The 17,386-nt window shown below is 73.5% G+C and carries 12 protein-coding genes; 7 read left to right on the forward strand and 5 right to left on the reverse strand.

Going from position 1 to position 17,386, the window contains the following annotated elements:
* Positions 1-59: 59 nt before the first annotated feature.
* Both ACZ5GH_RS04205 and ACZ5GH_RS04210 read right to left on the reverse strand, forming a co-directional pair.
* Positions 60-917, reverse strand: coding sequence for a sterol desaturase family protein (locus ACZ5GH_RS04205; RefSeq protein WP_387747208.1), 858 nt, complete (start codon positions 915-917; stop codon positions 60-62).
* Between the two features lie 308 nt (positions 918-1,225).
* Entirely contained in the window at positions 1,226-2,659 is a 1,434-nt protein-coding gene (locus tag ACZ5GH_RS04210; protein WP_464333463.1) for a helix-turn-helix domain-containing protein, read from the reverse strand.
* A 335-nt stretch (positions 2,660-2,994) separates the two neighbouring features.
* Here ACZ5GH_RS04210 and ACZ5GH_RS04215 point away from each other — a divergent pair, with 335 nt between their 5' ends.
* Entirely contained in the window at positions 2,995-6,201 is a 3,207-nt protein-coding gene (locus ACZ5GH_RS04215) for a M28 family peptidase (protein WP_464333464.1), read from the forward strand.
* Positions 6,202-6,314: 113 nt separating this feature from the next.
* On the opposite strand, the gene ACZ5GH_RS04220 is transcribed toward ACZ5GH_RS04215, so the two are convergent.
* The gene (locus tag ACZ5GH_RS04220; protein WP_387747202.1) at positions 6,315-7,436 is read right to left on the reverse strand and encodes a hypothetical protein; all 1,122 of its coding nucleotides are present in this window, start codon (positions 7,434-7,436) and stop codon (positions 6,315-6,317) included.
* Between the two features lie 610 nt (positions 7,437-8,046).
* Between ACZ5GH_RS04220 and ACZ5GH_RS04225 the strand changes: the two genes are divergently transcribed.
* The 3 genes from ACZ5GH_RS04225 to ACZ5GH_RS04235 all read left to right on the forward strand — a co-directional run bounded on the left by ACZ5GH_RS04225 (position 8,047) and on the right by ACZ5GH_RS04235 (position 12,052).
* Positions 8,047-9,285: a cytochrome P450 gene (locus ACZ5GH_RS04225; protein ID WP_464333465.1), complete on the forward strand. Its 1,239-nt coding sequence runs from the start codon at positions 8,047-8,049 to the stop codon at positions 9,283-9,285.
* A gap of 145 nt (positions 9,286-9,430) precedes the next feature.
* Positions 9,431-9,937: a carboxymuconolactone decarboxylase family protein gene (locus ACZ5GH_RS04230; protein WP_464333466.1), complete on the forward strand. Its 507-nt coding sequence runs from the start codon at positions 9,431-9,433 to the stop codon at positions 9,935-9,937.
* A gap of 195 nt (positions 9,938-10,132) precedes the next feature.
* Positions 10,133-12,052: a penicillin-binding transpeptidase domain-containing protein gene (locus ACZ5GH_RS04235; RefSeq protein ID WP_464333467.1), complete on the forward strand. Its 1,920-nt coding sequence runs from the start codon at positions 10,133-10,135 to the stop codon at positions 12,050-12,052.
* A gap of 58 nt (positions 12,053-12,110) precedes the next feature.
* Here ACZ5GH_RS04235 and ACZ5GH_RS04240 read toward each other — a convergent pair whose 3' ends face one another.
* On the reverse strand, positions 12,111-12,422 hold the full coding sequence (locus tag ACZ5GH_RS04240; protein WP_464333468.1) for a hypothetical protein: 312 nt from the start codon (positions 12,420-12,422) through the stop codon (positions 12,111-12,113).
* Between the two features lie 242 nt (positions 12,423-12,664).
* Between ACZ5GH_RS04240 and ACZ5GH_RS04245 the strand changes: the two genes are divergently transcribed.
* Positions 12,665-13,573, forward strand: a complete 909-nt coding sequence (locus ACZ5GH_RS04245) for a UTP--glucose-1-phosphate uridylyltransferase (RefSeq protein ID WP_387747192.1) — start codon at positions 12,665-12,667, stop codon at positions 13,571-13,573.
* 92 nt (positions 13,574-13,665) lie between these two features.
* Here the strand turns inward: ACZ5GH_RS04245 and ACZ5GH_RS04250 are convergent, their stop codons facing one another.
* The gene (locus ACZ5GH_RS04250; protein WP_464333469.1) at positions 13,666-14,943 is read right to left on the reverse strand and encodes an FAD-dependent monooxygenase; all 1,278 of its coding nucleotides are present in this window, start codon (positions 14,941-14,943) and stop codon (positions 13,666-13,668) included.
* A gap of 388 nt (positions 14,944-15,331) precedes the next feature.
* On the opposite strand from ACZ5GH_RS04250, the gene ACZ5GH_RS04255 reads away from it, so the two are divergent.
* Entirely contained in the window at positions 15,332-15,664 is a 333-nt protein-coding gene (locus ACZ5GH_RS04255; RefSeq protein ID WP_387747188.1) for a hypothetical protein, read from the forward strand.
* Positions 15,665-15,800: 136 nt separating this feature from the next.
* Complete coding sequence (locus ACZ5GH_RS04260) at positions 15,801-17,378, forward strand: peptidoglycan-binding protein (RefSeq protein ID WP_387747186.1); 1,578 nt, start codon at positions 15,801-15,803, stop codon at positions 17,376-17,378.
* Positions 17,379-17,386 lie beyond the last annotated feature (8 nt).

Below are 17,386 nucleotides of genomic sequence, written 5' to 3' on the forward strand. Positions count from 1 at the left end.
GGTGAAGGCGTGGCGCCGGGGGCACGGGCAGGTGGGGGGGCGGCCTCACGGGCCGGGGTTCAGACGGACTGCTCGGTGGCCTTCGCCCGGCGCCAGGGGTGCAGCAGGGTGGCGCCGAGTTCCCCGGTGGCGGGGAACGCGGCCGGGTCGGTGAGGCCGACGGCCTTCGGCACTCTGCCGGGCCGCCAGGTGAAGCTCCCGAACACGTGGTCCCAGAGCGAGAGGTCCGAGGCGTAGTGGCCCGCTTCGGCGAGGTCGGTGCTGTGGTGCAGGCGGTGGAGTTCCGGGCCGGCCAGGACGTGGCCGAGCAGACCGATTCGGACATCGATGTTGGCGTGGACGAAATACCCCTGGGCAAGCACGAATATTCCGACCACGAACACCGAATCCGGGGAGAATCCGATCAGCGCCAGTGACAGTTGGACCACGGACTGGGCGACGAGCACGTCCAGGAAATGATTCACGCCGTTGTTCGCGACGTTCACCTTGTCCGGGACGTGGTGCACCCCGTGCAGCCGCCAGAGCCACCGGTTGCGGTGGGACCAGCGGTGCACGAGGTAGTCGCCGAGCGAGCCGACCAGCAGCGCGAGTGGGATCTCCACCGCGAACGGCAGCGCCGGGTGGGCCGGGCCGAGCACCTCCACCAGCGTCGTGACCAGCCCCTGGGCCAGTGCGCCGCCGACCATGCTCAGCACGAAGTAGACGCTGTACCAGCCGAGTTCGCGTCGGCTCGGGTGCCATTCGGTCCGGTACGGGATCACCCGCTCCAGGACCGCCAGATATCCGATGACGGTGACCAGGAAGAGCGGGGAGACCCGGTCCGGCGCCCAGCGGAAGTGCAGGGTCGCGACGGCCGTGCACAGCACACCCAGGAGCAGCAGCGGATGGGCGAGCCGGCGGGCAATGGCTGACAGCACGCGCCCCCCGTTCTTCGCGGACTAACGACTGGAAACGTCAGAGACTCTAGCGGCAGACACGCGTCGTGACAGTCATTCGACGTGTTAACTCCATGAATGACCCGATCGGCGGACTATACGCGCACGAAGTTGACGTCTGAGCGGCGCGAAGGGGGCGCATTTTCGAGAAGAGCCGGGAGTTGGCGGCGTGCGGACTCGGTTGTTCCGGCGAACGGGCGCTGGTGTGCGCCCCTTCCACGCCGCCCTGCGCCGCCACCGATCCGGCCAACCGGGACGGACGCCGCCGCGGCCCCCGGACCACCACCCGGTCAGGACCGGGCCGGCTCCACCAGTCGGTGTGCGGCACGGGGCGCGTGCGCCGCGAGACGGTCGCGCAGACCGCGCAGCTCGTACTCGACCAGCGCGGGCAGCGCGGTCGCGCCGGTCGCCGCCAGGGCGGGGCCGAGCAGTTCGACGGCCGTCGCCGGGTCGTGCGCGCAGACGTGGCAGTCGGCCGCCCGGACGGTGAAGAGCAGGCGGCTGGAGGGCAGCTGGTCCGGGCCGAGCAGGCCCAGGGCGGTCTCGGTGGCGTCCAGCGCCCGGCGGGCCAGCCGGGGGTCGTCGGTGGCCGCGGCGAGGTCGCGCAGCGCGGCGGCCGCCGCGGACTCGACCCGCATCCGCATCGAGGCGATGGACAGCCACGGCACGTCGACCTCGTCCTCCGCACCGATGTGGTCCAGGTGCGCCCGGGCCAGGCCGATCTGCCGGACGGTCGCCCGCACGTCGCCGGTGAGGGCGTACGCCCGGGCCCGGCTGATCCGGCCCATCGCCCCGGCCCAGTGCCGGTCCGGGGCGACCCGTTCGATCTCGCGGGCGTAGCCGAGGGCGGCGACCGGGTCCCCGTCCAGCCGGGCCAGGATGCTCATGTCGCTGAGCGTGCCGACCTGGGTGGGCTGGTCCGCGGCCAGGCCGGCCCAGGTGAGGGCGCGGTCGTAGCAGGCCATCGCGGTGGCGTTGCGGCCGTCCTGCATCCGCAGCGCGCCGGCCGCGTGGGCGTGCTCGGCCGCCAGCCGGACCAGCGGGCCGCGCTGCGCGGCGGGGGCGGCGGCGAGCCGGGCGAGCACGGCGCGCAGGGTGCGCTCGACGGCGGCGGCCAGGCCCGGCCGGTCGCCGGTCTCCCCGGAGCGCAGGTGGGAGGCGAGCAGCCCGGTCAGCGCGTGCGCGGTGACGGCGTCCAGCGGGGGCGCGGCGGCCGGATCGGCGAGTGCCTCGGGGGCGCAGAACTCGGCGTGCAGGGCGGCGAGTTCCCCCCGCTCGGGGACGGCGCAGCCCTCGGCGCCGTGCAGCGGGCAGAGCAGGCCGTAGTCGGGCAGTCGCGGCGGAGCGGGGGCCGCGGGCGGGACGGGCGCGCCGGCCGGCTCCCCGCTGGGCAGCGGGGGCCGGAGCAGCGCGGGCGAGAGGGCGTCCGGGACGTGGAGCTCGGCGCTCTCGGCCCGCTGGCAGGCGGCGCTCAACTCGCCGCCGGCGCCGAGGAGGTCGTCGATCCGGTCGGCGATCCGGGGGGTGACCCGGCGGGCGCCGTGCTCGATCCTGCTGACCGCGGTGTGGTCGTAGCCGATCCCGGCGCCGAGCTGCGCCTGGGTGAGGCCGGCCCGGCGCCGCCAGTGCCGCAGCCGGGCGCCGAACTCCCGCCAGGCGTCCTGCCCGCGGCCGGTCGGCGGTGCCGGCACCGCCGCCGCAGGGGCCACACGGTTCCGCTGCACGGCTGCCTCCCCGGGCGCGTCGTCCCCGGCGGCCGGTCGCAGGGCCCGCCGACGATTCCTGTGATTCCGACGACTCCGATGACGAGGACGGTACTCGATCGCCACCCGTCCCGTACATGACGTGGTCTCAACCACTTGAAGAAAACCCCAGCTTGACGGAATTTGCCAACCCCTTTCCCGCCGCGCACCAGGCATTGACCCGGGCATGACGCCGTGTGAGGGTTCGGGGCACCCGAGCGCGGACGGTCCGCACGGCCGTCCTCCCCATGCGGCCCTGCGGTGTGCCACCAGCCCTACCGTCCGCGGTCGAGGACCCCCACATGCGAGGAGCCTCGATGCAACGCAGGATTTCCGCGGGGAGGTTGCTGACCACAGCGACCACCCTGACCGTGCTGGCCGGCATGATCGCCGCCACCGCGGGGCCGGCCACCGCCGCGCCCGCCCCCTCCCCGGCCCCGCCGAGCGCGCTGGCCGCGGCCGTGAACGCGGCCGACGCCGCCACCGCGGCCGGCCTGGACGCCCTGGCCAAGGGCCCCGACGAGACCTACGAACGCAAGTCCGTCACGCCCTGGGTCGCCGGCCTCTACTCCGTCGCCTACGAGCGCAGCTACCACGGCCTGCCCGTGGTCGGCGGCGACGCGGTCGTCCTCGCCGACGGCCAGGGCAGGATCCGCGGCCTGCAGTCCGCCGCCCCCGGCCCCGTCGGCGGCTCCACCACCCCCCGGATACCCGCCGACCAGGCCGAGAAGACCGCCCGCACCGCGCTACCGACGGCGGACGCCGCCGAAGCCCCCCGCCTGGTCGTCCGGGTCAAGGACGGCCAGGGCGCCCGACTGGCCTGGGAGAGCGTCCTCACCGGGCACCGCGGCGCCACCCCCAGCCGCCTGCACGTCTTCGTCGACGCCGCCACCGGCGAGGTGATCGACAGCTACGACGACGTCCGCGCGGGCACCGTCAACAGCGAGTGGAACGGCCCGTCCCCGAGCATCAGCACCACCAGCTCGGGGGGCTCGTACTCGCTGCGCGACCCCAACCGCCCGGGCCTGTCCTGTTCCGACTACGGCACCGGCCAGGTCTTCTCCAAGTCCAGCGACACCTGGGGCAACGGCAGCGCCTCCAGCAAGGAGACCGGCTGCGGCGACGCGATGTTCGCGGCCCAGAAGGAATGGGACATGCTCCGCGACTGGCTCGGTCGCAACGGGCACAACGGCAACGGCGGCAGTTGGCCGGTCAAGGTCGGGCTCAACGACGTCAACGCCTACTGGGACGGCAGCACGGTCTCCATCGGCCACAGCCAGGCCAACAAGTGGATCGCGTCCATCGACGTGGTGGGCCACGAGTTCGGCCACGGCCTGGACCAGTACACCCCCGGCGGCGCCAACAACGAGTCCGGCCTGGGCGAGGCCACCGGCGACATCATGGGCGCCCTCACCGAGTCCTACGCCAACCAGAGCGCCCCCTACGACGCCCCGGACTACACCGTCGGCGAGATGATCAACCTGGTCGGCAGCGGCCCGATCCGCAACATGTACAACCCCTCACTGGTGAGCAACAACCCCAACTGCTACTCGGCGTCCATCCCGCAGACCGAGGAGCACGCGGCGGCCGGCCCGCTGAACCACTGGTTCTACCTCCTCGCCGAGGGCTCCAACCCCGGCGGCGGCAAGCCCACCAGCCCCACCTGCAACAACTCCTCCGTCACCGGCATCGGCATCAAGGACGCCGGCCGCGTCTTCTACGGCGGCATGCTCCTCAAGACCAGCGGCATGACCTACAAGCGCTACCGCACCGCGACCCTGACCGCCGCCAAGAACCTCGACCCGACCTGCACCTTCTTCACCCGCACCAAGGCCGCCTGGGACGCCGTCAGCGTCCCCGCCCAGAGCGGCGACCCCACCTGCACGCCGTCCGGGAACAGCGACTTCTCGCTCTCCCTCAACCCGGCCTCCGGCTCCGTCCAGCCCGGTGCCTCCACCACCGCCACGGTCGCCACCGCCGTCGCCTCCGGCACCGCCCAGACCGTCAACCTCACCGCCTCGGGCCTGCCCGCCGGCGTCACCGCCACCTTCAACCCCTCCTCGGTGCAGGCGGGTTCCTCCTCGACGCTGACGCTCGCGGCCTCCGCGGCGGCCGCGGCCGGGACCTACCAGATCACCGTCACCGGCACCGCCGGCTCGACCAGCCACACCGCCCAGTACGGCCTGACGGTCGGCGGCGGGGGCAACCCCGGCGGTCCGGCGCCCGACATCGACGTCGCCAAGGTCCAGGCCCACCTGTCCCAGCTGAACAGCATCGCCAACCAGAACGGCGGCCACCGCCGGGCGGGCAGCGCCGGGCACAGCCAGTCGGTGGCGTACATCAAGGGCAAGCTGCAGGCGGCCGGCTACAACGTCACCGAGCAGACCTGCACCTCCTGCACCTACCAGTCCAACAACCTGATCGCCGACTGGCCCGGCGGCCCGTCCGACCAGGTCACCATGTTCGGCGCCCACCTGGACAGCGTCTCGGCCGGCCCCGGCATCAACGACAACGGCTCCGGCTCGGCCACCCTGCTGGAGAACGCGCTCGCGCTCGCCCAGCAGAACCCCAGCCTGACCCGGCACGTCCGGTTCGCCTGGTGGACCGGTGAGGAGCAGGGCCTGCAGGGCTCGCAGTCCTACGTCGGCCAGCTGAGCTCCGCCCAGCGCTCCGCGATCAAGGCGTACTACAACTTCGACATGGTCGGCTCGACCAACGCCGGCTACTTCATCAACAACATCAACTCCTCGGCCTCCGCGCCGATGAAGGCCTACTGGGACTCGCTGAACCTCAAGCCGGAGGAGAACGTCGAGGGCCAGGGCCGCTCCGACGACTACTCCTTCCAGCAGGCCGGCATCCCGACGTCGGGCTACGCGGCCGGCGCCAGCGACACCAAGACCTCGGCGCAGGCGGCCAAGTGGGGCGGCACGGCGGGACGTTCCTACGACTCCTGCTACCACTCCTCCTGCGACACCACCAACAACATCGACGCGACGGTGCTGAACCGCAGCGCCGACGGCGTGGCGTACACCATCTGGAAGACCTCGGTCGGCGGCACCACGCCCGCCAACGACTTCTCCGTCTCGGTGAACCCGACCACCGCCACCGTCAAGCCCGGTGAGACCGCCACCGCGACGGTCGCCACCTCGACCACCTCCGGTTCGGCCCAGACGGTCAACCTGACCGCCTCGGGCGCCCCGGCCGGGGTGACGGTCTCCTTCAACCCGTCCTCGGTGCAGTCCGGCGGCTCGGCGACGCTCACCGTCGCCACCTCCGCCTCGACCGCCGCCGGGACGTACAACATCACCCTGACCGGGACCGGCTCGGCCACCCACAGCACCAGCTTCTCCCTGGTGGTGGGCGGCGACACGCCGAACCCCGGTGGCACCTGGGCCGCCGGCACCACCTACCAGGCCGGTGACGTGGTGACCTACAACGGGGTCAGCTACCGCTGCCTCCAGGGCCACACCGCCCAGGTCGGCTGGGAGCCGCCGATCGTCCCCGCGCTCTGGCAGCAGGTGTGACCGAGGCGCTCCGACGCCTGTGAAGCCGCTGCGCCGCGGTCCGTCGAGGGGGACGGACCGCGGCGCAGCCGTACTCGGGGCCGGTGACGGACGGCGCGGGGCGCCGCCGGGCCTCAGCCGGGGTGGAAGGCGACCCGGACGGTGGCGTCGAACGGGACGATCAGCCCGTTGCCCGTCTCCCACGTCCAGTCGCGCGGGACGAGGAACATCCGCCCGCCGGCGTGGGCGAGCAGCCGCAGGCCCTCGTAGCGGTAGCGGAACCGCGCGCCCGGCTCCACGTCGGACAGCGCCGTCTCCCGAACCCCGGACCAGCCCAGGTGGAGGCGCTCCGCGGTGTCCAGGACGACCGCCGGACGCCGGTAGAGGTGGTGGGCGAGCTGCTCGGCGTCGGCCGTGCCCTTCTGCTGGGCGTAGCCGCCGACCGCCCAGTACGAGCAGAGCACGATGATCGCCACGCTGATGCCCAGCGCCGCGCGCTCCCCGGCCAGCGGGTACGGCGCGCCGGTGCTGCGCACGTACATCGTCCGGGCCAGGACCCCGAGCAGCAGCGCGCCGCCGATCAGCAGCGGGGTGCCCGTCGTCCCGGCGTCGAACACCTCGAAGCCGGCCAGGAAGCCGAGCAGCAGCAGCGGTACGACCAGCGCGATCACGGCCAGGCAGATCCACCGCACCGTCCGGGCGCCGCCCCCGCCGCCGCCGGCCGCCCTGGTCGCGAGGTGGTAGACCAGCGCGCCGACCAGGGCCCCGCACAGGGCGACCCCGGCCGGGACGTAGAGCGCGGGGGAACTGCGGAGCAGCAGGTCCTGGGTGGCGAAGCCGATCGTGCCGGCGTCGATGCCGAAGTAGGCGTAGAGCGAGCTGGTGTAGGCGTAGCCGAAGAAGAAGAGCAGCGCGGTGAGGAGGGTGGTCGGGGCGACCCAGGAGGCGAGCTTGGTGATCCAGTCGGTCCAGGAGCGCGCCTCCGGCTGCCGGGGCTCGCCCGCGGGGTCCTCCTCGGCAGGGCTCAGGGGGTGCTCCCGTCGCCGGTGGCGCCGCCGCCGTACGGGGTCGACTCGCCGGTGGGGCTCCCGCCGTCGTCCGGTGTTCCGCCGTCGTCCGGGGTCCCGCTGTCGTCGGTGGTGGCCCCTTCGTCCGGGCTGATGATCTGCACCGAGCCATCGCCCTGGATCCGCTTGGTGGAGTCGTCCGCCGACACCGTGAGGCAGATGGTCCGGGCCGTCGTCTTCGGCTTCCACTGCGGGAGGGTGAACTCGGCCGGCTCGGTCCTGCCGTCGGTCACCCGGACCGTTCGCTCGGCCGGGGTGGCGTACACCGTACTGCCGCAGTCGGCGACCTTGCTGATGACGGCCTCGAAGCTGGTCTTCGACGGGAAGGAGAGGCTGATCAGGGCGGTGTTGTCGGTGCCCTGGACGCTCGCCGAGGGCTGGCCGGCGTTGCGGAACCCGCCCTGGCCCGCCTCCTCCTTGGTCCGCTGGTCGTCCGGCCGGCCCGAACCGCCGTTCCGGTCGTTCTGCCCGGTCTGGTTGGCGCCGGTCGAGCCTGAGTCGCCGCCGCCACCGCAGGCCGCCAGGGCCGGGACGAGCAGGGCGGCCGCCAGCCACCGGGCCGCGCGGCTGGTCCTGCCGCCTCCGAAGTGTCGGGTCCCGGGCATGCGTTCTCCCATCCGCGCAGCGAACAGGGGGCCGGTCGCCCCCGCCGCACGGTATCCGTGCGCGTACGGCCGGGCGGGCCGCCGCGCTGCCCCCCGCCGGGCCCGCCACCCGTTCGGTGCAACCCCCGGACGGTCAGGGCCTACAGTCGTCCCGGAACGGACGAACCGTCAGCAGAACGGAAGGACCCCGAACCGTGAGCACGGACACCCGCCCGGTACCGGAGCTGGCCGCCGAGGTCGTCGAGCAGTGGCGGGCCGAGGAGGCCGAGCTCGTCGACCTGCTGGCCCGCGCGCAGCGCGGCGTCGGCGGCGTCGCCGCCTTCCGGCTCGGCCCGACGCCGACCGTCCTGGTCACCGACCCGGCCGCGGTGCAGCACGTCCTGGGCCGCCACCCGGACCGGTACGTCAAGCGCTCGCACCGCGCCCGGATGCTCGTCGGGGACGGTGTGCTGTCCGCCACCGGAGACGCCTGGAAGCGTCAACGCCGGTTGCTGCAGTCGCAGTTCACCGGCACCGGGATGCGCCGCTACGAGGGGCGGATCGCCGCGGCGGCCCGTCGGACCGCCGACCGCTGGGAGGGGTACCGGCGCACCGGGGAGACCTTCGACGTCGGCGAGGAGATGCGCGGCTTCGCCCTGGACACCGTCTGGCGGGCGCTCACCGGGCTGCCGCTGGATGACCGGACGGATCGCGAACTCCGCGCGGTGGAACGGGTGGTGGCCGCGATGCCGACACTGCCGACCAACGCGGCGGACGCCCGGGACGCCGTCGCCGGGGACCTCGCCCGGATCGACGCGGTGGCCCACGCGGCGATCGACGCGGCACGCTCGGCCGGGCCGACCGAGGAGCCCGGCGTGCTGCGGACGCTGATCGAGGCGGGCGAGCAGTACCCCGAGTACACCGACCGGCTGATCCGCGACGAGCTGGTCACCCTGCTCGTCGCCGGCCACGAGACCACCGCCACCACGCTCACCTGGCTCTTCCTGCTGCTGGACCGCCACCCCGGGGCCCGGACGGCCGATCCGCAGGCCCTGGTGAGCGAGACGCTGCGGCTCTACCCCTCCGCGTGGCTGCTCCCCCGGCACGCCGTCGAGGACGACGTCGTCGCCGGGCACCGCATCGCCGCCGGGACGGACGTACTGGTCTGCCCGTACCTCACCCACCGCGACCCGGCGCTGTGGCCCGACCCGGAACGCTTCGACCCCGCCCGCTTCGCCCCCGGCGCGGACCGCCCGGGGCAGCTCGGCGCCTACTTCCCGTTCGGCCTCGGCGCCCGCGCCTGCCTGGGCACCCAGTTCGCACTGCGCGAGACCACGGCACTGCTGGAACTCCTGCTGCCGATGGGGCGGTTGGCGTTCCGGTCGCGGCCCGCGGGGGCGGCGTACAGCATCACCGTGCGGCCGGACGGGCCGACGCCGGCGGTACTGGGCTGAGGCAGGGCCCCGGGGGCGGCGTCGAATAGCGTCGGACGGCGTTCGACGCAATTCGAGGAAAACGGGCTCCGGCTGTCACACATCCGCGCCGCGATCCGTCGGACCGGTGACCGCACGGTTCACCCGCGAGAAGAGGAACGCCACGATGAACGCCCGCCCGATCACCGCCGAGATCCCGCTGCGCCCGCGCATGGCCCAGGACCCGGTGGAGCTCGTCCCCGAGATCTCCGAGGTCTCGGCCGCCCTGTTCAAGGCGACCGGCAACCACTCGGTCCCCCGCAGCACCATCAGCCTGATCCAGCTGCGGGCCGGCCAGATCGCCGGCAGCACCTACCTGACCGTCCTGCACACCGGCTTCCTGCGCAAGGCCGGCGAGTCGGAGGAGCGGATCGCCTCGGTGGCCGGCTGGCAGGACTCCCCCTGGTTCACCGCCCCCGAGCGCGCCGCGCTCGCCCTGGTCGAGGCCGTCCTCCAGCCCAACCCCCGCGGTGAGCGGGTGTCGGACGCGCTGTACGCCGAGGTCGCCGGGTACTACGACGACAAGGCGTTGACCACGCTCATGCTCGCCATCGGCCAGGTCAACTTCTTCACCGCCATCGCCCTGGTCGCCAAGCCCGTCCCGGGCCGCTCCTTCACCGACCCCTGGGCCTGACCGGCCCCGGGGCCCGGCCCCGGTGGCCCGCCCGGCCGAGCGCCGGGCGGGCCGTCCCGCCGTCGACCGGTCCGGTGGTCCGGCATAGGCTGATCCGCGCCCGAACGGACCTTCGTCCGGTCATCGGGCCGGCGGGCCGACATGCCGGAGGGGGCGTGCCCGCAGCACACACGGGATCGCAGGGGGGACGGAACCATGTCCGGGGAGCGTAGGAACGACCGGCACGACCAGGACGGCCGGCACGACGAGGACGGCCGGCACGACGAGGACGGCCGGCACGACGAGGACCACTGGCACGAAGACGATCACTGGCACGGCGAGGACCACGTGCACGACGACGGGTTCCACGGGCCGGACGGCCACGGGGCCTACCAGGGATACGACGAGCTCGCTGACGACGACGGCCCGTACGACGCCCGTGACGCCTACGCCGAGGACGGGGACGGCGACGGCGACGGTGCCCCGCGCGGTTCGGCCAGGCGCCGGATCGTGCTGGTGGCGGTCGGCGGGGTCTTCACCGCCCTGCTGGCGGTCGGCGGCTACGGCGCCTACAACGTGATGAACGCCGTGACGGACAACGGCCCCTCCGGCGGCGGCCAGGGCTCCAGCGCCGCGGCGCAGGCCCCGCAGGTCCCGCCGACCGCCGAGCAGGCCGAGTCGGCGGCCAGGGAGTTCCTGGCGGCCTGGAGCCGCGGTGACGTCACGGCCGCCGCCGGTCTGACGGACCGCCCGGAGAGCGCCCGCGCCGCGCTGACGTCGTTCCAGCAGCAGGTGGGCGCCCGCTCGCTCGCCCTGACCGGGACGGGCCGGGCGCAGACCGACAGCTCGAGCGAGCCGGCCCTCGGGTTCCGGGTGAAGGCGGAGTTCGAGGGCACCCCGGACGCCTGGGAGTACGACAGCGTGCTGAGCTTCGTCCGGTCCCAGGACGGGCGGCCGGTGGTGCGCTGGCGGCCTTCCGTGGTCCACCCCAGGCTCACCACCGGGACGACCATCGGGGTGAGGGCGCTGCCCAACCCGGTGTCCAAGCCCACCGACCGCAAGGGCCGGCCGCTGGACGCCTTCCCGTCACTGCGCGCCGTCCTCCCCCAGATCGCCCCGCCGGACGGCGCCGCCGTCGCCACCGGTCGGGCCGTGGTGCTCTCGAACGCCGGCGGGACCGGCGGCGAGCCGGAGCAGCTGTTCGTGCTGACGCCGTCGAGCGCCCCGCAGGTCAGGCTCACCCTGGACGCCGACCTCCAGCAGGTCGCCGAGGACGCGGTCAAACAGCAGTCGGCGAACGGCAATCCGGCCTCGCTGGTGGCCGTCCAGCCGAGCACCGGCAACATCCTGGCGATCGCGAGCGCCCCGCAGGGCGGCTTCAACCGGGCGGTCGCCGGCGGTCAGGCGCCCGGCTCGACGATGAAGGTGATCACCTCGGCCGCCCTGCTGGAGGCCGGGGTGACCCCGGACACCGTGGTGCCCTGCAAGGACACCACCTACTCCCCGCGCGCCTGGCACAACGACGAGCGCGGCGACTTCCCGGACTACACCCTCGCCGACGACTTCTCCCACTCCTGCAACACCGGCTTCATCGACAAGGGCCTGGAGAAGCTCCAGCCCGGCGCCCTCGGCAAGGTGGCCCGTGAGCAGTTCGGCCTCGGCCTGGAGTGGCACATCGGCATCCCGAGCCGGGACGGCACCATCCCGGCGCCCGGGAACAAGGACGAGGCCGCGGCCCAGTACATCGGCCAGGGCCAGATCCAGGTCAACTCGCTGCTGATGGCGTCGGTCGCCGCCACCGTGCAGAGCGGAACGTTCCGCCAGCCCGTGCTGCGCGAGGACGCCAAGCGGGCGACGGCGCCCGGCAGGCTCCCGGCCGACGTCGCCCGGGACCTGCGCGCCATGATGGCCAGGACCGCCACCCAGGGCACCGCCCGCACCCCGATGGCCGGCCTGTCCGGCCAGATCGGCGCCAAGACCGGCACCGTCGAGGCCGGCGGGCAGAACAACAACAGCTGGTTCATCGCCTACCGCGGGGACCTCGCCGTCGCCGCCGAGGTCGAGGGCGGCGGGCACGGCTTCAGCGCGGCGGGCGTGGCCGCGGCCCAGGTGCTGAAGGCGGGCGGCAAGGGCTGAGCGGGCGGCCGTACGGCCGTACGGCGGCCGCGCACCGGGCCGTGCGGCCGCCGGGTGTTCAGGAGGATCCGCCCCCGCCGCGGATCAGGCGGAGGTTCGGCAGGCCGGGGTACGGCGGGGTGTGCTCCGCCTCCCGGTCGGTGATCAGGTCGGCCAGCATCCGGGCGCCCCTCGCCCGGAACGCGGCCTTGCGCTCCTCGTCGGCCTCCTCCTCGCCGGGGTAGAGGGTGATGTGGACGGCTCCCTCCTCGTCCTCCCAGGAGTAGCTGCGGTACGGCGGCAGCTCGGGCCAGTCCGGCTCGGCGCCGTCCGGCGCTTCGGGCCCGTCCTTCGCCTCGGGCTCGTTCGGCGTCTCCGGCTCGTCCGTCATGGGGAACCTCCGGTGGTCGTCCTCTGGTGGTCTGACACCGTGGGCAACGAGCCGGGAGCAAAAAGGGCCCGGTCCGGCGGCTCGCTCCTCCCCGCCCACGGCACCGCCGGACGGCTGCCGGGGGGCCAACTTCCGTACGCCGACCGTCCACTTAACGACAGGTCGGGCCTTGATAGCGTCGGCACCGTAACGCCGCGTCACCACGGCGCAGCAGCAGCACCGACGAAACGAGAGGGCGTCACATGGCCCCCAGGACGATCCGCCGAGCCGTCATCCCCGCCGCCGGGCTCGGCTCCCGCCTCCTGCCGCTGACCAAGGCGACCCCCAAGGAGATGCTGCCCGTCGGTGACAAGCCGGTGATCGAGCACACCGTGCGGGAGCTGGTCGAGAGCGGCATCACCGACATCACCATCGTCGTGAACGGCGACAAGGGCCTGATCCAGGAGCACTTCCGCCCCAACCCCGTCCTGGTCGAGCAACTGCGCCGGGACGGCAAGACGGCGTTCGCGGCGGCGGTCGAGGAGGTCGGCGAGCTGTCCCGCAAGGGCCACATCAGCTACCTCTACCAGCACGGCCCGTACGGCAACGGCACCCCGGTGCTCAACGCCGCCCGCCACTTCGGCGACGAGCCCTGCCTGGTGCTCTGGCCCGACGACGTCTTCGTGGCCGAGGTCCCCCGCGCGCAGCAGCTGATCCGGGCGTACGAGCAGACCAACGCGCCGGTGCTCGCGCTGATGCCGATGGCGCCTGAGGACTCCTACCGCTACGGCGTGCCGGTGGTGAAGGAGGACCTCGGCGGCGGCTCGCTGCGGATCACCGGCCTGGTCGAGAAGCCGAAGCCGGACGACGCGCCCTCCTCCTACGCCGCGATCGGCGGCTACGTCATCACCCCCGGCATCGTCGACGAGCTGCGCGAGCTGACCCTCCGATGGGCCGAGAAGCCCGAGGACGAGGTGTACCTGACCGACGCCATCAACGCCTACGCGGCCCGGCGCGCGGTCTACGGGCAGGTCATCGACGGCACCTGGTACGACACCGGCAACCCCGCCGCCTACCTGCGCGCCCAGTTCGCCGCCGCGCTCGCCAATCCCGAGTACGGCCCCGAGCTGCGCCGGCTGGCCGCGGAGCTCTCCCCGCCCGTCGCCCGGTAGGGGCGCGGGACGGGCCGTGCCCGACGGGCGGGCCGACGGGCGGGCCGACGGGCCGTACCCGACGACCGGGCACGGCCCGTCGGCCCGGCCGGTCAGTAGTCCGGCAGGTCGAAGGCGAGGGCCGCCTGGTGGAGCGCCTCCAGCCTCGGGTCGACCAGTCCGAGGTTCGTGACCATCTCGGACCGGGCCTTCCGGTCCCCGGTCACCTCCAGGATCGCCTGGTTCGCGGCCACGTGGTCGCGCAGCCGCCGCTCGTAGGCGGGGAAGGCCGTGCGGTGGTCGCCGTCGGCCGCGTGCAGTTCGCCCGCCAGGACGTAGGCGGCGGTCAGGGCCACGCTGGTGCCCTGGCCGGTGGCCGGGGAGCAGCAGTAGCCGGCGTCGCCGAGCAGGACGACGCGGTTCTTGGACCAGCGGTCCATCCGGATCTGGGCGATGACGTCGTAGTGGAAGGACGCCCCGGGCTCCTCCATCGCCCGGAGGAAGCGCGGCACCTCCCAGCGGGCGTGGGCGGACCGCTCGGCGACCAGCGCGCGCTGCCGGGCGGGCTCGCGCGGGAGCATGTCGTCGAGCGGCTCGTCGCTGTGGAAGCCGACGAAGACGCGCAGCTCGCTGTTCTCGCGGACGGTCATCGCCATGCAGAACCAGTTCGGGTCGGCGCTGTCCCGGAAGGCGACCTCCCAGCGGTCGAGGCCGAGGTGGTTGGGCGCGCTCCAGCCGGCGAGGTAGGTGCCGATGGGGTGCAGGTAGTCCGCCTCGGGGCCGAAGACGAGGCGGCGGGTGTTCGAGTGCAGGCCGTCGGCGCCGACGACCAGGTCGAAGGAGCGCTCGGTGCCGCTGCGGAACCGCACCTCGACGCCCTCCGGGTGCTGCACCAGGGTCTCGATCGCGTCGTCGAAGCGGTACTCGACGCCGGGCCCGGCGCTCCCCGCGGTTACGGCTGCTCCGGCTGCTCCGACGGCCCCGGCGGCCCCGGTGCCCTCGGCGGTCTTCTCCGCTCCGACGATCAGCTCGGCGAGTTCGTCGCGCAGGATCTCCACGTCCGGGCCCTCGATCGGCCCGCCGCTGGCCGTCCACTCGGTGCTGCGGTTCAGCTCTCGGCCGTCCGCGTCGACCACGGACATCCCGAGCAGCCCGGTCCGGCGGGCCCGGACCTCCTCCAGCAGCCCCATCCGCTCGACCACCGTCAGGGCGGTGCCGCGGATGTCCACCGCCTGCCCGCCGCCGCGCAGCGAGGGGGCCCGCTCCACGACGGTGACGTGGAAGCCGTAGCGGTTCAGCCAGTAGGCGAGCGCGGTGCCGGCGATCCCGGCGCCGGAGACCAGGACCGAGGTGGTGCGCGGGTCGGAGTCCGGCCGGGTGCTGTTCGACATGGTGACCTCCCATGGGTCGTCTGCCTCGTTTCGACTCCAGCCTGGGACGGGCCACTTGCAGGTGGTGGACAGGGCGCTGTCACCGCTGACAGGTCACCGGCACCGCGCTGACAGGACGGTGCCCTCGCCGGGCCGGCGCGGCGCCGGCGGCAGCCGTCGCTCGGCGCCGCACCGGCCGTGGACGGGGCGTGGACGGGGCGTGGGCTGGGCGTGGGCGGGCCGTGAACGGGGCGCCGGCGGCGGTGGTCACCGGATGGTGGACGGTGTGTCATGAATCGGCAACACCGCTGCGACCAGGCGCGATACGAATTGCCCGGGCACCGGAGGGCCCGTATGGTGCTCGGACGCCGTCGCGCGGACGGCTCGGGGGACGCACGAGAGGTGAACCATGGCGCAGGGGTCGGGGTACGCGATCCAGGCCGGCGGGGCCGAGGGTCAGGCGAAGGCGCTGGACAAGGCGTCCGGCGACGAGGGCAGGATCGGGACGGCGATCAGCGACCCGATGTGCTACACCGCGGACGTGTTCGGAGGTGAGGACGTCGACCCGGCGTACCAGAACTTCAGCAGCGCCTGGCAGGCGGAGAGCGCGACGATCAAGAGCGCGCTGAGCGAGCTGGCGGGGAAGGTACGGAGCTCCTCGGCCGGTTACCAGTCGGCCGACGGCACCGTGGTGAAGGACCTCGCGGCCGCGGGCAGCGGCGAGTACCGGCCCTTCGGCTGAGCCGGGCGTCCGACGGACGGACGGCCGACGGACGGCCGACGGGCCGCCGGCAGCGGCCGACGGGCAGCGGTGAGAACGAGCAGCACCAGCAGGAACCACACCACGGGCAAGGAAACAGGGGGGCGAACGAGCCGCCATGGCAGGGGAATCCACCACCCAGCGCTGCAAGGCGCTGAGCGAACGGCTGAAGGACGTCCGCGGGGCGGACAGCAAGAACGGCCTGATCTCCGCGATCAAGGGCGCCCTCGCGGTGCACGCCCCGGTCGGGGACGTGGGCACCATCGAGGCCACCGGCAACCGCTACAAGACCGCGGCCGCCGACTCCAACCAGCTCCACCAGGACGTCCTGGCGGTGTCCACCTCCGGGCTGCCGGACGTCTGGACCGGTTCGACGGGCGCGAAGGCCGCCGAGGTGGTGGCCGCCGCCGCCCGGGCCGTCGACCAGCAGACCACCGCGCTCCACAACGGCGGGATAGCCCTGCTCCACCTCGCGGACGCGCTGCGCACCGCCCAGAGCCAGGACGGCGCCGCGCGCTCCGGGCTCCAGCAGGTGCTGAGCTCGCTGGGCGGCGAGGACGGCTGGTTCGACGACATGGTCGAGTACGACGACGAGGAGGCGGAGCGCAAGAAGGCCCAGCAGGCCGCCGCCCCGTACGTCGAGTCGATGCTGGCCGCCGCCAAGCACGCCGACGAGGCCGCCCGGGCCGCGGCCCGCGACCTGAACAAGCTGGCCTCCGAGGCCCGCGCGGGCAAGATGAAGACCAACGCGGTCACCGCCGCCGACAAGATCGTGCTGGCCGAGACCTCCGGTCCGGACGGTCCGACCGAGCTTAACGAGCTGCTGACCGCCAACGACATGAAGCGGTCCGGCGAGTACCTGGACAAGATGAACGAGAAGGACCGGGCGGACTTCGAGAAGCTGCTCGCCGACTCCAAGTCGCCGCAGGAGCGCGCCTATCTGATGAAGGCGCTGGCGGCCGGTCACAACATGGACGAGATCCGCACCTTCCAGGGCAAGATCCACGGCAAGGACCCGGAGTGGCTCCGGACGCACCTGACGCCCGTCCACACCGAGGACGACGACACCACCAGCGGCGGGACCAACGACGACGGCTCCAACCGGAACACGGACGAGGTGACCTTCGACGGCGCCCGCTGGCAGCAGGCGAACACCGAGGGCACCTGCGTCGCCTCCTCCACCGTCACCGCCCGGGCGATGGTAGACCCGCTCTACGCGCTGGACCTGACCGGCGGCCCGACCGGCCAGGAGGACGACCCGGCGGCGTTCCAGCGGCGACTGCTCGCCGAGCAGCACCGGGTGCACCAGGAGGGCGACGGCGGCGACAACTGGGACGGCATGGGGCCGGACGGCAAGGAGAGGGTGCTGGAGCACGAGGTCAGCCCGCACACCGGCGCCGAGTTCGACTACAAGAAGATGCCGGACGCCGACTCCCGGCGCGAGCTGCTGCCGGACATCGAGAAGTCGGTCGCCGACGGCAAGCCGGTGCCGGTCGGGGTGGAGGGCTACGACAAGGACGGCAAGCGGTCGGGCCACGCCATGATGATCGTCGGCCAGGAGGGCAACATGCTGCAGATCTACAACCCGTGGGGCACCACCACCTGGGTCAGCGAGGACGACTTCGTCAACGGCCGCATGGGCGGGGCCTCGGACAACCGGCTGCCCACCGCCTACGCCGTCCACATGCCGAAGTGACCGGGGTG

The sequence above is a fragment of the Kitasatospora sp. Xyl93 genome (assembly GCF_055383135.1).

Coding starts and splice junctions, on each gene's coding strand:
- ACZ5GH_RS04235 (WP_464333467.1), top strand. CDS start 10,133: ATGTCCGGGGAGCGTAGGAACGACCGGCACGACCAGGACGGCCGGCAC.
- ACZ5GH_RS04260 (WP_387747186.1), top strand. CDS start 15,801: ATGGCAGGGGAATCCACCACCCAGCGCTGCAAGGCGCTGAGCGAACGG.
- ACZ5GH_RS04230 (WP_464333466.1), top strand. CDS start 9,431: ATGAACGCCCGCCCGATCACCGCCGAGATCCCGCTGCGCCCGCGCATG.
- ACZ5GH_RS04250 (WP_464333469.1), bottom strand. CDS start 14,943: ATGTCGAACAGCACCCGGCCGGACTCCGACCCGCGCACCACCTCGGTC.
- ACZ5GH_RS04255 (WP_387747188.1), top strand. CDS start 15,332: ATGGCGCAGGGGTCGGGGTACGCGATCCAGGCCGGCGGGGCCGAGGGT.
- ACZ5GH_RS04240 (WP_464333468.1), bottom strand. CDS start 12,422: ATGACGGACGAGCCGGAGACGCCGAACGAGCCCGAGGCGAAGGACGGG.
- ACZ5GH_RS04245 (WP_387747192.1), top strand. CDS start 12,665: ATGGCCCCCAGGACGATCCGCCGAGCCGTCATCCCCGCCGCCGGGCTC.
- ACZ5GH_RS04215 (WP_464333464.1), top strand. CDS start 2,995: ATGCAACGCAGGATTTCCGCGGGGAGGTTGCTGACCACAGCGACCACC.